Here is a 13699-nt window from a genome sequence, read left to right as displayed (position 1 = left end):
TTTAATCTTTGCGGAGCGTTTGGACGTGCGTTGCCGGAGGGGTCAACACTGAGGTCAAGCAGATCATGTCTATCGCTGACGATACCGTCCATTATCTACGCTCCAATGCTTTGGTACTCACCACAGCAGAGTCATGCACCGCTGGTAAGATTGTGACGCTGTTATCCGAGGTAGTTGGTAGTGGCAACTACATCGAGTGCGGGTACGTCGTTTATTCTCCACAGGCTAAACAGCGCCTATTGCACGTCAACCCGCAGACCATCGAGCGCTTCAATTTAACCAGCGTACAAGTCGCACGTGAGATGGCGACTGGTGCATTGCGCGATAGCACCGCCAATGCAGCTATCGCTACAACCGGCATTCTGGGGCCTGAGGATATCGACGGTATTCCCGCCGGCACGATCTGCTTTGCCTGGGCTTTCCAAAAGGCTGAAGAATGTTACGTTTTCAGTCACCAGCATTTGTTTTCTGGCGAACGCTGTGAGGTGCAGAAGCAAGCGACCGAATATGCCTTGAAGTGGTTGACTCGTTTTCATCAACGCCTCTTGAAGCAGAGCAAAGGTGGAACTCGATGAGAGGTGATCCTGACCGGTCGGAATTGCGCAGTCGGAAATTTCCGATACGTGAAAACATGGCGTTTCAGCTGAAGGTCTGGCGATTCGAGCGCGTTGGCTGGTACGTGCTTGTGTTGGTTGTAGCGTTGGGCTTAGGGGGCGTTTTTTCCAGAGGGTTGATCAGTTCGAAAGATGTGCATAGTGATGATGGAAAGCTCAGGGTGGAATATGAAATGTTTCATCGTAATGGATCCACCAACTCCATGAAAATCACTGTAAATGCTAAGCCGAACTCGGCAGTGGAACTGGAGTTGGGAGGCCAGTTGTTGGATGGTTTTAGTATTGAAACATTGCAACCTGAACCTCTGCGCTCAAGAAGCTCTTCACAGGGTATCAGGCTCTGGCTCCAGGCCGACCTTGATGGTCATGCGACGCTTTACATGACACTGCGGGGGGATGGCCTCGGCTTTTTCCGCAGTCAGATCGCTTCACCAGGTACCAACGGCGTACGGCTTGATCAGTTCATTTTCCCTTAGGTGACTTATGGATTCGGTGTTACGTGCGTGCGCCATGTATTTGGCATTAATGGTGCTATTCAAAATCGCTGGACGGCGTTCCTTGGCGGAGCTGACCACGTTCGATTTTGTTTTGTTGATGATGATTGGGGAGGCGACTCAGCAAGCGCTTTTGGGCGATGATTTTTCACTGACCAATTCGATGATCGTTATCGTCACTTTGATCGCCATAGACGTGGGTCTCTCCCTGCTCAAACAACGTTCCGGCTGGGTCTCACGGCTTATTGATGGCGAGCCAACCATCATCGTTGAAAACGGGAAACTCCTTCACGAGCGTCTTCGTCGTGCGCGGTTGTTAGAAGCGGATGTGATGGAGGCAGCACGTTCCAGCCAAGGTATCGAGAAGCTTGAAGAGATCAAATTCGCAATCCTGGAGCGCAACGGCAAGATCTCCATTATTACCCAGGATGACTGATTCCCGTCATTCGATATGTATTTGGCGAGATTACTTGAACGCCCCTGAATACGTGGGGCCTAAGTGTTATGAGTTCGAGGAGGGCTTTACCATGTCGGAAGCTACCAGCTATTTCGCAATTGCCGTCGCGGTGATCATTTTGCTCGTTGATCTGTGGGCAATAGTGAGCGTGTTTCGCAGTGAAAAGACCGTGGGAGTCAAAGCCGGTTGGGCTATCGGTCTTCTCGTCTTCCCAGTTATTGGGCTAATCGTTTGGGGCGTTGCAGGGCCTCGGGGAATTAAAGAAGGCCCATCGTCGCCTGAACACAGCAAAGGGTAAGCAGCATCCGTTGGTCGCTAGTGCAGAAGGTTTTTGAAATTAACCCAGACGCATTTGCTTCAGATGATTGTGGGTTGGCATTCGGTCTCTTGCCGAGTGAACCGCAGCCCTGATTCGCCTGAGGAGAATGTCATGTTCCTACATAACAAACGACTTCAATACACCGTGCGGGTTGCCCAGCCAAATCCTGGGTTAGCAAATTTACTACTTGAACAGTTTGGGGGAGCTCAGGGTGAGCTTGCAGCGGCCTCCCGCTACTTCACTCAAGCGTTGGCAGAAGATGATCCAGGCAGAAAGGATCTGCTGATGGACATCGCCACCGAAGAACTCAGTCACCTTGAGATTGTCGGGTCGATCATCGTGATGTTGAACAAGGGTGCCAAAGGACGAATGGCCGAAGGTGTCGAGGAAGAAGGCGAGCTTTATCGCGCCATCAACGGCGCCGGCAACGATTCCCACATCACCAGTCTGTTGTACGGCGCCGGTGTTCCGTTGACTAATTCGGCAGGCGTACCTTGGTCAGCGGCTTACGTCGACACCATCGGCGAACCCACAGCAGACATGCGCTCAAATATCGCCGCTGAGGCGAGAGCAAAAATTGTCTATGAGCGTTTGATGAATGTTACCGACGATCCCGGTGTGAAGGAGGCCCTAGGATTTTTGATGACGCGTGAAATCGCGCACCAGTTATCTTTCGAAAAAGCATTGCACTCCATCCAGCCAAATTTCCCTCAGGGCAAACTGCCAGGCATGCCGGAGTTCACCAACGTCTACTTCAACATGTCGCAGGGCGAGGGCAGCACTCGCGGCCCTTGGAACGAAGGGGACGATTGGGACTTCGTGGAAGATCCGGCGCCTGCAGTGGATGGTGGGGACGGCACCGCATCCGTGCAATTGAGCGCTGAGGACGAAGCGCTGCTCATGGATATGAAAGCCAGGACGATGTCCGACCCAGACAGCAATCCGATCACAGGGGCGGACTTAGGGGCGGGGGTACAAGACGAACCACAACGTTGAAGAAGCAGCCGCACGCCATCTGGCGTGCGGTTTTCCATCTAATTCAGAGAGACTCACATCATGGTTTCCAGAAAATCAGCGCGTCGAACTCCAACTGTTCCCGAGATGCTCTTCGCCACCAGTGTCGCTTTTGAACGTGACGCGCAGCGCGTATCCCGTCAGTTCCTACGGTCGCTTTCCGGATTTGCTGAAAAGCACGATTCAAGGAAATAGGAGGTTTCCATGTCCGAGCCGTTGACCCCATCCGGCGCACCACTTCGCTCCTGGTTCGCCCGGTTCTCAGGAACTGGATGGGGCGGACGCGCTTTCTGGTCAATTCTGATTTGCGTGACAGTGTTCTTGCTCATCAGCGGATATGGCGCCTTCATCGGTGCCAATAAAGAAAATCTGCACTTCGCATTTTTCGGTGGCTTGTCAGGGTTCGCTGCGACGGCCATGGGAGCTTTCGTGGCGATTGCGTTAAGAGACATCGCCGCCCGCACACAAGACATCATGCTGGGCTTCGCCGCCGGCATGATGTTGGCCGCCAGCTCCTTCTCACTCATCCTCCCTGGTATAGAAGCGGCTCGGACGCTTTGCGGTAATCAACTGGTCGCTGCATGCGTAGTTGTTGCGGGATTGGGATTGGGTGTAGCCCTAATGATCGGCCTTGATCGTTTCGTTCCACACGAACATGAGAAAAGTGGGCGGCGGGGGCCGGAAGCGCAGCGTATCAATCGTGTCTGGCTATTCGTCCTGGCTATCACGCTGCATAACCTGCCGGAAGGCATGGCTATTGGAGTGAGCTTCGCCAACGGCGATATGAAGGTCGGACTGCCGCTGACCACTGCCATCGCCATCCAGGACATACCCGAAGGCCTTGCGGTCGCACTAGCGTTACGTGTGACAGGCATCTCAGCGCTCCGTGCAGCTCTCATTGCGGTTGGCTCAGGGTTGATGGAACCCATAGGCGCCATCGTCGGTTTGGGGATTTCCAACAGCTTCGCATTGGGATATCCCATAGCTCTCGGTTTAGCGGCGGGCGCAATGATTTTTGTGGTGTCGCACGAGGTCATTCCTGAGACCCATCGTAATGGACATGAGACACCTGCGACCTTGGGGTTGATGCTCGGTTTTGGGGTGATGATGTTCCTAGATACTGCTTTGGGTTAACTCAATGCCTCCCATCCGTCATTTCAAAGATTTTCTGAACACCTCTTCTTTGAAGCGAGTCAGTCTCCATGCACGGCCAGTTTTACTTGCAGGTTAATCCCATGCGGACGCCATATTGGGCGACGCCATACTGACCATAAGGAAGTCTGAAAATGGCTAGAAAAACTGTTGAAGATTTGTTTATCCATGAGCTGTCCGATGTTTACAGCGCGGAAAAGCAAATTACCAAAGCATTGCCACGTTTGGCGAAGGCTGCGACCAACCCTTTGTTAGCGGAGGCCTTCACCTCTCACCTGGAAGAAACCCACGGGCAGATTGAGCGCATTGATCAGCTCGTGGAATTAACTGGAATAAAACTTAAGCGTATGAAATGCGTCGCCATGGAAGGCTTGGTTGAAGAGTCAAAGGAGCTGCTGGAGGAAATCGACAAAGGTGCAGTGCTCGACGCCGCACTGATAGGCGCAGCGCAAAAAGTGGAGCACTATGAAATTGCTGCCTATGGCACCTTGATAGCGATGGCGAAGCATCTAAAACTCGACGATGCAGCATCACTATTGGGCGCCACACTCGTTGAGGAGAAAGGTGCTGACGAGAAATTGACCAAGATTGCAGAGCAAGGTGGTAATCAAGCCGCGACATTGGAAAAGAAGCCTAAATAGAAAAGTTTCGAGATCTGGCTCTCGGTGACGGTGGAAACATCGTCACTTTTTTTCATATTGAAAAAGTTTCAATCACCTCTTTAGAATGAAGCCGGATTGCCGGGAAATTTGTATTGGGAATACGTACATCACTTAATGCCTGGCCCGGAATTCACGCAGCCAATGACATCATCGTTCACTGGTATTACAAGCAGAGTGACCTGTTGCGCGGTGAATCGACGACAGGCTTGGGATTTGACGAGTCGCCCTTGTTTTTATGAGCGTGAATCCAATTATCAGTGATACTGTCGAACCCTATTTTTTCAGTATGCCCCCTAGGACTTATGCGGCGATTTGGCGCTCGCTTGTCGGTGCTCAGCATAACTTCAGTTCTCTATGACTGGCGCATTATTGCCGCCGGCCGCATCACGGATTTTGCCATGGCCCGCCGTCCTCGATAGGAACGTTTTCTAAGTCGAAGGGATTGACCGCCTCCAAGCAGCCTACGTTAAACCCGAATTCGGCGGGGTTGTTACTTCTTCGATGGTGCGTGTGGATACCGCAATTGCGACAGAAGAAATGCTCGGCTATCTCCCCACCAAATTTGTAAGTCGTTAACCATTCTTCGCCCTGAATAATCCGAAGACTAGAGGATGCTATAGCTGCGCCAATTGCGCCTTTTCGTTTGCAGAACGAGCAGTCGCAGTAGCTTGGCGCAGGAACGCCTTCTGGCAGGTAGATCTCCAGAACAACTGCTCCACAATGACAGCTGGCGCGATGATAGTTACGGATTAGAGTGTTTCCTATCTGTTTGATCATCTGGTTCCACCTGATGGGCAAAAAGTAATGCTGGAAAATCTGCCGCGGCCACACGAGATTTATCCGTCCATCCATTCCAAGGCAGCTGTTTCGCGCCATTTTACGTCTGTCACGCCAAATCGTTCGGCCTGCGGCCTCGACATGACTTTTAAGGGCGGTTTGCCAGGCTTAGGAATGGGGACTAAACCGGCATCACAGCTCGCCCAGTGCCATGCGTCCTCATTGCGCATTTTTTTTGTGCGGATGACAAATGACTTGGAATGACCATGAAGCTTGTACTCGACGACAAAAATTTCTGTTTGCTTCATGAGTTCCTCCTTACGCTCATAGCCAAATGAGTAGCGTCAGAAGAAAAAATTCCAGCGATTTTACTTTTTTTTTGAACGTGCCTTCCGCGCAGTGGGGTTCGTCACGAATGAGAGAATTTTTGCTTTGCAGGCAGAACACATGTGGTTCAATCAGCACGGCTCAAGCTCCTGCTGTACAACCTCGCTTAAGGCTGACGAGCGCTGCACCTAAAATGCCTTGTTTGAGGGAGGATAATTCCAAAATGTTGTCAATAATGCTCCTTTCGATGCTTGACGGACGTCTTTCCTACACAACAATTAAATGAAATTGCCCTTGGATAAAACGTCATGATCTCCACTCTCGAACTCCGACACATCATTGAATGCAGCTTCCTGCCTCTATCATGCTCATGCACAATGAATGTGGATGGTTCGCTTATGATCAAGGTCACCGAACCATCGTCGGGTCAGGTTGAGCTTTTGGTCACGGGTGTTTCGTCGAGGCCACTCACTTCAAGTCGAGCGATCGCCAATCTCATTGGGGAATTGCGCGGTGAGATGATTGCCAGCAAAACCAGCTTTCATTCGAGTGAGTCAAGGTTTCAAAGTGGTTGAAGCGCTGGATTTGATAGTGTGCACACATTTGAATGGCTCGTGCCCATCTCGCGTCAACTACAAATGGGGGTTGGATGTGATGCATTGTTCGTAGACGCTGGTTTGATTCAGCGACAGATCAATTCTGGAAAGATCGCGTTGAAGCGACTTTGTCAAAGGGTGAACGAAGCTTGTATAGACCATCTGGAGCGTTGCTGCAGATCATGTTTTCTGGTTCGTATCTCCTTTCTGCAGCAATGTTGCCATGGCGATCACCAATTCATCCAATGCCCATGGCTTGTGTAGATAAATACAAGGATCTGGAACAGACCAAGGATCTATCAGGTATCCAGAGGTCAGAATGGTCGCAACTGTAGGCCACCGATGCCGCACGATATTGATAAATTCAAGCCCTTTGACTTGGCCAGGGACGCCATGGTCTGCTATTACCAAGCGACAGTTTTCAGCGTTCTGAAGCAGATAGGTTAGCGCGTCATCCGCAGTGCCAAATGACATCACTTCCCCTCCAACCTCCGACACGATTTCCTCCATCAATGCTCGCAAAATCGGATCGTCTTCTATGACGACTACCGTTCCATCAATGGGGGGAATCTCTTCCCATTTGAAGGTCAATTTAGGAATTCCTTAACCGGGCGACAAGGTTGGCGGGTGATCAGCCACTTTCTGATTGTATGCGCGTTTCATAATCGTGTGCTTTTTTCATGCATTCTGATGGAGTCTAGGTTACAGGTATACGTCCGGCCAATGCTTCCACTCAGCTCCGCAACGCAACGCAACGCAAGGCATGGCATGGCATGGCATGGCATGGCATGGCATGGCATGGCATGGTGTGCAGTTAGTGGTCACCATTTCTGGCGTTTTCATCAGATATTTCATGCAACCCACACGCCGATCGTATTCAAATCCTTCAAAGCTAGATCGTTCCAGCAAGTCTCTTCGATTTCCAGCGCCGCATTCAGCCATTACCTCGATGCAAACCCCGTAAACAATGGATTCGCATGCAAGCGAAGAAAAGCACCGCGCTCCAACCCTCATCTATTGCGTCACGGTGCCGCTGGCCGGGGCATACTCGCACGCATCATCAGATATCCATGTTGAGATTTAGCCCCGCACGGCACCGTCACAGTGAACTGTTCCACTGGAACCGCTGCTGCCTGTGCAACCTTCTTCGAGACCTTTTGCAATGGTTCGCATGGACTGCATTGGCCGGCCACTGATCCGATAGACGTGCGCGCTGGTACCGAAACGGCGATAGCCAAGGAAATCGCGGTGTTCAGTGCGGCACAGCCACACTGTGCTTATCGTGAGTTTGATTCAGTAAGCACGTATCAATGCGCATGACCTGTACTCAAAGAAGTACTCAAGCGCCTGACAACGCAGTGTGCAATGAAAGTACCGAGTGGCTACGTCATAGGTGATTCGTTAGCACGACGGTCTAGCAAGTAGGCAGCGGTCAGCGGCCTCTCGATCTACCCAGTGATTTTTTTCCGAACCATCTTCATGAGCTTTTCACCGACGCCCGAGATGCTTTTGTTCTGCGAAACGACTTGGGCCCCCTCCATCAGGTAAGTGAGTTCAATCGCCGCTTCGTTTGGCTCTGGCAAATCAGCCTCGGCACAGAGAGCCATCAACCGCAGGAATTGGCGCTTTTTATGTTCTTCGATGAGTCGGCGGGCGGGATTTCCTGGATCAGAAATCTCCGCCAATGAGTTAATGAAAGGACAGCCCCTATACGACGCAGCCGAAAGGTCATTCACGATGAATTGCGCGAACCCAAGAATTTGCGCCTTGGGATCACCAGCGTGCTGTGCCGAAAGCACTTCAAAAACTTCCGAATATTTGGCCACGAGCAACCGAAGCCACTCAAGAACCAGCGCGTCTTTCGATTCGAAATGCCGGTAGACGGTCATCTTGGTCGATTTGGCCTTTGCCGCGATGGCATCTACCGTAACCCGACTGATGCCTTCCGTGAAAAATAGCTCCTCGGCTGCATCGAGAATTCTTTCTTTGGGAGCTAACTGGGGAATTCTTTCGGGACGCATGGTGTTCTCCGCTTGACGGCGATACCTTCTGGTATCTTAATATACTCATCGGTATTGCTCGATACTGATAAGTACAAATCATACCGCTTTTGCCAGGTGAATGGCTCGGAGAATGCAATGAGAACCGCTGAATACGCTCAATACGATGCGCTGGGTCTAGCTGAGCTGATCGATAGCGGTCAAGTCACTCAAGCCGAAGTCAGTGCCGCAGCATTTTCCGCCATTGATCAGCTCAACCCAAAGATCAATGCATTGGTCGAGGTTTGGGGGAATGAACCCCGGGCATTTACTGGGCCGTTTAAGGGCGTACCCTTTCTGGTTAAGGACTTGGGCCTAACTGCCAAGGGGCATCTAAATGAGCTGGGTAGTCGATTGGCAGCGGGGTGCATCGCCGACGAGGATTCTATCCTGATGACCCGCTTACGGCAGGCAGGGCTGGTTACCATCGGTAGAACCACCACTCCGGAATTGGCCGCCAGCACTACCACTGAAGCCATATTTTCGGGGCCGACTCGTAATCCATGGGATTTGAGCCGCAGCGTTGGTGGGTCAAGTGGGGGCTCCGCCGCTGCCGTAGCGGCCGGATTAGTACCTGCTGCCCATGCTACCGATGGCGGTGGCTCAATCCGAGTACCCTCAGCCTCAGCCGGACTATTCGGGCTTAAGTCCAGCCGGGGCAGAATTTCAATGGGGCCAGCGTTGGATGAGGTGTGGGCCGGGCTTGCCGTACATGGCGTCGTTAGCCGAACAGTGCGCGATAGTGCCGCTTTACTGGATGCTATTGAGGGGATAGCTGTGGGTGATCCCTTTGAGATCGTTAAGCCGCAGCATTCCTATTTATCGGAAACGTCTCGCGAGCCAGGTTCGCTACGGATTGGCCTTCTACTGCACCCGCTGAATGCCACACGCTCCATTGAACCCGTCGCAAATGCTACTCGCGATGTTGCGATTCAGCTCCAAAGTATGGGTCATAGCGTGGACGAGGTTTGCTTGGATATAAATCTAAGCTGGGAAAGTTTTGTTGAAATGAATGCCCGGTTCTGGTCAGCAAATACTGCTGCCTGGATAAACGCGATCGCCGCGCGAACCGGCCGCCCCATCGATCCGGATACTCTTGAGCCTGCCACTCTTTCGCTGCACCAAATGGGAAGTCGACTAACCGCCATCGATTTGCTTGAGGCTATGTATTTGAGAAATCTTGTTACCCGTAGCATGGGTACCTTCTTCTGCAAATATGACATCTTGCTGAGTCCGACTCTGCCAGCGCTGCCCCCTGCAATAGGCAGCTATAACGAAGGTCAGGAGCATTTGGATGGCAGGGGCTGGATTGATCGCGTATTCACCCACTCGCCATTCACTGCATTAGCAAATGTGACTGGAACCCCTTCTATGTCTGTGCCACTAGCGTTTGATTCAGCAAGTGGTATGCCTATAGGCATGCAGTTTTCAGCCGGCTTTGGTCGAGAGGACGTGCTGCTGCGTCTGGCAGGTCAGCTGGAGCGTGCGATGCCTTGGACTGCGCGCAAGCCTGAGATCTGGGCCGGAAAGCTATAGTCGGTGGATATCTCAACAATATCGTTGTACCCGGCACTCGGCTAGCGGGTGTGCGAAGATCAGTTGAACGATGAGTACCAGGACAAAATGGCAGGTGCCTTTTCAGCAAATCGAACCGCTTTGGATTCATTCGATCGCGCTTTCCAATGAAATAGGCCGTTCTATGCTGGTGCTCCCATCTACGTGCGCTTGTCACTTGAATGCAGATTGGACATGGTGGAGTGCTGTTTCGCAGTTACGATAAGTGTAAAGTGTACGCTTTCGGTTACGGATTTTCGCTCACCACGATTCTAGAACCGACTTGGTTGACGTCACGGCGGTTTCATCCCCCAGATAAAAAAGGACAAGACTTCCTGGCTCACAACAGGGTCTTCTTGTCCTTTTCCCTACCGTGATTTTTATATAGCGAGCACCGTCCCATTGCCATCGTTGACGGGTAAAACGACTTGACTATCGCCAGGCGTCAGAATGACTTTTCGACACTCATCTTCCTTTTTGTCAAAAATTTTATATCCCTCGGCAGCCTGCTCCAGCGACATCTTATGACTGATGATTACTTCTGGAGAAAGACGGCCTGTCTCGATGTGGTCAAGTAACTCAGGTAGGAATCGATGTACATGGGTTTGCCCCATTTTAAAGGTGAGTCCTTTGTCGAATGCGTCCCCAAAAAGGAACCCATGGATGAATCCAGAGTAGACACCCGGGACGCTCACAATGCCACCGCGTCGGACGGCAGCGATACATTGACGTAAAGCTTTTCCGCTGCTTCCTTCCAGCTTGAGAGTGGCAAGTACCGTTTCTGTAGTACTTCCTTTAGCTTCGAATCCAACGGCATCGACCACGCCGTCTACACCACGCATTCCTTTCGTCTGTCGGATTATCGTATCGGCGGGATCGTCGTCCTCATCAAAGTTGATTGGAATGACGCCATAAGTTTTCTGCGCATATGCCAAGCGATAGGGATGATGGTCAACCATAAAAATTTGGTCGGCGCCTAGCATCCTTGCGCAGGCTGCGCTCAACAATCCCACAGGGCCTGCGCCATAGATTGCAATGCTAGAGCCCGTGCCAATGCCGGCGTTCGTCACAGCCTGGTAGGCGGTCGGGAGAATGTCGGATAGAAATAGAACTTTCTCATCCGGCAGCGTGCCAGGAACTTTGAATGGCCCAGTATTGGCCTTAGGGACGCGCACATATTCAGCCTGCCCACCAGGCACACCGCCGTACATATGACTGAAGCCGAACAGAGCTGCTCCGGGTGGTATTGCCTTTTTATTGACAATCGCTCCGCGCCCCGTATTTGTTGTCTCACAGGCAGCGAAAAGATCCATGGCACAGAAAAAACAGCTGCCGCAGGCAATGACAAAGGGAATGACCACCCGATCGCCCACTTGTACGGAGGTCACCGCTGAACCAGTTTCTTCGACAATACCCATGAATTCATGACCGAAGATGTCGCCGTGCTCGACGGTTGGAATTTTTCCTCTGTAGAGATGAAGGTCAGATCCGCAAATCGCTGTTGCGGTCACGCGAAGAATGATGTCGTCGCTGGACTCAATGATCGGATCTGGAACAGTGTCGACTTTTACACTATGCGCGCCGTGATACGTGAGTGCTCTCATAACGTCCTTTCCTTACTCTAGAGGGAGGTAAGGTGAAGAGAGGGCACGGACAGCGTAAGTTCAAAGGGAAGAAGGCTCAAATGACTAGCGGTCGCCGGCGGGGGAACGCAGCCAATATTTTAAACCTATTGGAATCAGGCGAGGTCAATCGCTGGAGTCTGTAAATCTGGCAAACGGAGCTCACGTTTATGATCGGTGTTGTGATACCTGCCCACAATGAAGAATGTCATATCACTGCCTGTCTATCTTCTGTCCTGTCTGCTGCTGCTCACCCCGCATTGGCACGTCGAAAGATCACCGTGGTGGTCGTCCTGGACGACTGCTCTGACAGGACTGGTGAGATTGTTTTGGCTCTTGGCGTCAGTGGGATCAATGTTTGTTTTAAGAATGTTGGAAGGGCGCGGGCTACTGGCGCAGATTACTTGCTGGACGCTGGCGCGCAGTGGCTGGCCTTTACGGATGCCGACACGGTCGTGCCACAAGATTGGTTGGCCCGGCAGATCGAGTTCGGGGCAGATGCTGTCTGTGGGACGGTTGTGGTAGATAGCTGGGAAGAACATGGTGAATTGGTTCGCTCAAAATATATGGAGCACTATCAATTTGTTGAAAACCATCGGCATATTCATGGCGCCAATCTGGGCCTAAGCGCCGAGGCCTATCGAAAAGCCGGCGGTTTCCAGCATTCTGCTGCCCACGAGGATGTTCATCTGGTCGCAAACCTTGAGAGGATAGCTGCTCAGATTGTTTGGACAGCTACTAATCCAGTGGTCACCAGTGCGCGCAGAAATTTTAAATGTCACGGTGGATTTGGTGAGTACTTGGCCAAGCTCGGAATATCGCTTGGAATGCCTGTGCTTAATACGAAAGTCAGTGCCGGCATCTCTCTTTAGCAGAGTGGGAAGGGGAGTCAGATGGAGTACTTCGATTATGTGCAATGGCCTGCAATGTTAGCGACCTTGGTCTCTGCGTGGTTCATTGGTTCCCAAAGAGCCTACCGCCGGATGATCGCGTTTTGGGGGTTCATAATGAGTAATACATTGTGGGTCATCTGGGGACTACATGCCGATGCTTATGCGTTGATTGTTCTTGAGTGCATACTTTTTGAAATGAATGCCCGAGGCTTTAAAAAGAATTTAGGTTTACATCGTCAATCCTGAGTAGTCTTCTTAGAGTTGCCTGTCAGGTTTTTCCAAAATCCCCTTAGGTTCATAAGAAATAGGCAAATTTGCAAAACGATCAGTGCATAGGCTCCCGCATATACTCCCCACACCACCCATAGTGCATTGCTTAGGCCAAAGCATACGAATCCTATCACCCGTCTCCTAGGACGTTGTGATCCAATTAGCCATGCGGCGACCACAGTCACAACCATTGCGGGCCATTGCACCCAATTCAGATAAGCCAAATTTTTGCTCCTTTCACCCTTGTTTTTTTGAGCGCTGCCGCTGTTCTTCGCCGATAAGTCCTAATTTGCCCAAAATTTTATTGTGGTATGCCATGCCGGACTATGAAAAATGCGGGGTGGAAGAGTTAAGCGCCGCTTACTTTCCAATGCTTTATGTCATCGGCGAACACCATTTGTTTCATTTCATGCGCGATCCCGTAGACGAGTGACTCGTGAGCGGCAATGACTTTCTCTTCAGCGGATAAGCAGTGAAAAATATCAAGCTTTGTCGCAGCCTCAGCCGTTTCAAGGGCGTAGATTTGAACGTAGCGGGCAAGGTCGTTATCTAGACTCGACAGATATTCACGCAGCCGTTGGTGATCGACCGAGCTTTGACTGAAATACCAGGTCATCGGATGAATGAGGAATCGCGAATGAGGAGACGTAATCCGCCTCCCAGCAGCAAGAAACATGATGATACCCATTGACCCGATATTGCCCGCGTTTATGGCACACAGTGGAACCGGAAGTGATTTTAAGAACGTATAGAGCGTGAATCCGAAATTAGTGCTTCCGCCGGACGTGGAAAGATTGAGCAGCAGAGAGGTTGCGCCTTGGTCAATGGCCTCAAGACAGCAGTCTCGAAAGCGTTCAGACGTGGTTTGGTCAATCTGGCAATGAAAATGAATGATATGCTCGATCATTT

The 13699-nt window shown here is 51.4% G+C and carries 18 protein-coding genes; 11 read left to right on the top strand and 7 right to left on the bottom strand.

Annotated elements, in window-relative coordinates:
* Nucleotides 1–65 precede the first annotated feature (65 nt).
* The 7 genes from ACIP8I_RS02460 to ACIP8I_RS02430 all read left to right on the top strand — a co-directional run bounded on the left by ACIP8I_RS02460 (nucleotide 66) and on the right by ACIP8I_RS02430 (nucleotide 4691).
* Nucleotides 66–575, top strand: a complete 510-nt coding sequence (locus ACIP8I_RS02460; protein WP_007961005.1) for a CinA family protein — start codon at nucleotides 66–68, stop codon at nucleotides 573–575.
* Entirely contained in the window at nucleotides 572–1090 is a 519-nt protein-coding gene (locus tag ACIP8I_RS02455) for a hypothetical protein (RefSeq protein WP_045121945.1), read from the top strand. Before ACIP8I_RS02460 ends, ACIP8I_RS02455 begins: the two co-directional genes overlap by 4 nt.
* A 7-nt stretch (nucleotides 1091–1097) precedes the next feature.
* Nucleotides 1098–1544: a DUF421 domain-containing protein gene (locus tag ACIP8I_RS02450; RefSeq protein WP_007961006.1), complete on the top strand. Its 447-nt coding sequence runs from the start codon at nucleotides 1098–1100 to the stop codon at nucleotides 1542–1544.
* A 91-nt stretch (nucleotides 1545–1635) separates the two neighbouring features.
* Nucleotides 1636–1863 (top strand): PLD nuclease N-terminal domain-containing protein, encoded by a 228-nt coding sequence (locus tag ACIP8I_RS02445; RefSeq protein ID WP_007961007.1) that lies wholly within the window; start codon nucleotides 1636–1638, stop codon nucleotides 1861–1863.
* A 132-nt stretch (nucleotides 1864–1995) separates the two neighbouring features.
* Complete coding sequence (locus tag ACIP8I_RS02440; RefSeq protein ID WP_400758378.1) at nucleotides 1996–2880, top strand: manganese catalase family protein; 885 nt, start codon at nucleotides 1996–1998, stop codon at nucleotides 2878–2880.
* Nucleotides 2881–3102: 222 nt separating this feature from the next.
* A complete protein-coding gene (locus ACIP8I_RS02435) occupies nucleotides 3103–4032 on the top strand; it encodes a ZIP family metal transporter (RefSeq protein WP_007961009.1) in 930 nt (309 codons plus the stop codon).
* Between the two features lie 152 nt (nucleotides 4033–4184).
* Complete coding sequence (locus tag ACIP8I_RS02430; protein WP_007961010.1) at nucleotides 4185–4691, top strand: ferritin-like domain-containing protein; 507 nt, start codon at nucleotides 4185–4187, stop codon at nucleotides 4689–4691.
* Nucleotides 4692–5096: 405 nt separating this feature from the next.
* Here ACIP8I_RS02430 and ACIP8I_RS02425 read toward each other — a convergent pair whose 3' ends face one another.
* Nucleotides 5097–5489: a GFA family protein gene (locus ACIP8I_RS02425; protein ID WP_081755185.1), complete on the bottom strand. Its 393-nt coding sequence runs from the start codon at nucleotides 5487–5489 to the stop codon at nucleotides 5097–5099.
* 59 nt (nucleotides 5490–5548) lie between these two features.
* Nucleotides 5549–5797 (bottom strand): DUF6555 family protein, encoded by a 249-nt coding sequence (locus tag ACIP8I_RS02420; protein WP_400758375.1) that lies wholly within the window; start codon nucleotides 5795–5797, stop codon nucleotides 5549–5551.
* Nucleotides 5798–6124: 327 nt separating this feature from the next.
* On the opposite strand from ACIP8I_RS02420, the gene ACIP8I_RS02415 reads away from it, so the two are divergent.
* Nucleotides 6125–6391, top strand: a complete 267-nt coding sequence (locus ACIP8I_RS02415; RefSeq protein WP_400758373.1) for a DUF1652 domain-containing protein — start codon at nucleotides 6125–6127, stop codon at nucleotides 6389–6391.
* 201 nt (nucleotides 6392–6592) lie between these two features.
* Here the strand turns inward: ACIP8I_RS02415 and ACIP8I_RS02410 are convergent, their stop codons facing one another.
* Nucleotides 6593–7003 carry a response regulator gene (locus tag ACIP8I_RS02410; RefSeq protein WP_045121944.1) on the bottom strand — a complete coding sequence of 137 codons (411 nt, stop codon included), beginning with the start codon at nucleotides 7001–7003 and terminating at the stop codon, nucleotides 6593–6595.
* An 857-nt stretch (nucleotides 7004–7860) separates the two neighbouring features.
* Nucleotides 7861–8433, bottom strand: coding sequence for a TetR/AcrR family transcriptional regulator (locus ACIP8I_RS02405; protein WP_007961012.1), 573 nt, complete (start codon nucleotides 8431–8433; stop codon nucleotides 7861–7863).
* A gap of 117 nt (nucleotides 8434–8550) precedes the next feature.
* On the opposite strand from ACIP8I_RS02405, the gene ACIP8I_RS02400 reads away from it, so the two are divergent.
* Nucleotides 8551–9987, top strand: a complete 1437-nt coding sequence (locus ACIP8I_RS02400; RefSeq protein WP_400758371.1) for an amidase — start codon at nucleotides 8551–8553, stop codon at nucleotides 9985–9987.
* A gap of 398 nt (nucleotides 9988–10385) precedes the next feature.
* Here ACIP8I_RS02400 and ACIP8I_RS02395 read toward each other — a convergent pair whose 3' ends face one another.
* Entirely contained in the window at nucleotides 10386–11609 is a 1224-nt protein-coding gene (locus ACIP8I_RS02395; RefSeq protein ID WP_400758369.1) for a zinc-dependent alcohol dehydrogenase, read from the bottom strand.
* Nucleotides 11610–11797: 188 nt separating this feature from the next.
* Between ACIP8I_RS02395 and ACIP8I_RS02390 the strand changes: the two genes are divergently transcribed.
* Together ACIP8I_RS02390 and ACIP8I_RS02385 are read left to right on the top strand one after the other, a co-directional pair.
* On the top strand, nucleotides 11798–12499 hold the full coding sequence (locus ACIP8I_RS02390) for a glycosyltransferase (RefSeq protein ID WP_400758367.1): 702 nt from the start codon (nucleotides 11798–11800) through the stop codon (nucleotides 12497–12499).
* A gap of 21 nt (nucleotides 12500–12520) precedes the next feature.
* Nucleotides 12521–12766 (top strand): hypothetical protein, encoded by a 246-nt coding sequence (locus tag ACIP8I_RS02385; RefSeq protein ID WP_400758366.1) that lies wholly within the window; start codon nucleotides 12521–12523, stop codon nucleotides 12764–12766.
* Here the strand turns inward: ACIP8I_RS02385 and ACIP8I_RS02380 are convergent.
* Together ACIP8I_RS02380 and ACIP8I_RS02375 are read right to left on the bottom strand one after the other, a co-directional pair.
* Nucleotides 12757–12981, bottom strand: a complete 225-nt coding sequence (locus tag ACIP8I_RS02380; protein ID WP_400758565.1) for a hypothetical protein — start codon at nucleotides 12979–12981, stop codon at nucleotides 12757–12759. The two genes, ACIP8I_RS02385 and ACIP8I_RS02380, sit on opposite strands and share 10 nt — an antisense overlap.
* A gap of 158 nt (nucleotides 12982–13139) precedes the next feature.
* Nucleotides 13140–13697, bottom strand: coding sequence for an ATP-dependent Clp protease proteolytic subunit (locus ACIP8I_RS02375; RefSeq protein WP_400758364.1), 558 nt, complete (start codon nucleotides 13695–13697; stop codon nucleotides 13140–13142).
* Nucleotides 13698–13699 lie beyond the last annotated feature (2 nt).

The sequence above is a fragment of the Pseudomonas sp. NPDC088414 genome (genome assembly GCF_044753325.1).
In the GTDB taxonomy this organism is placed as follows: Bacteria; Pseudomonadota; Gammaproteobacteria; order Pseudomonadales; family Pseudomonadaceae; genus Aquipseudomonas.
The sequence above is the reverse complement of the archived record's forward strand: the minus strand, read 5'-3'. Positions and strand labels throughout refer to the sequence as shown.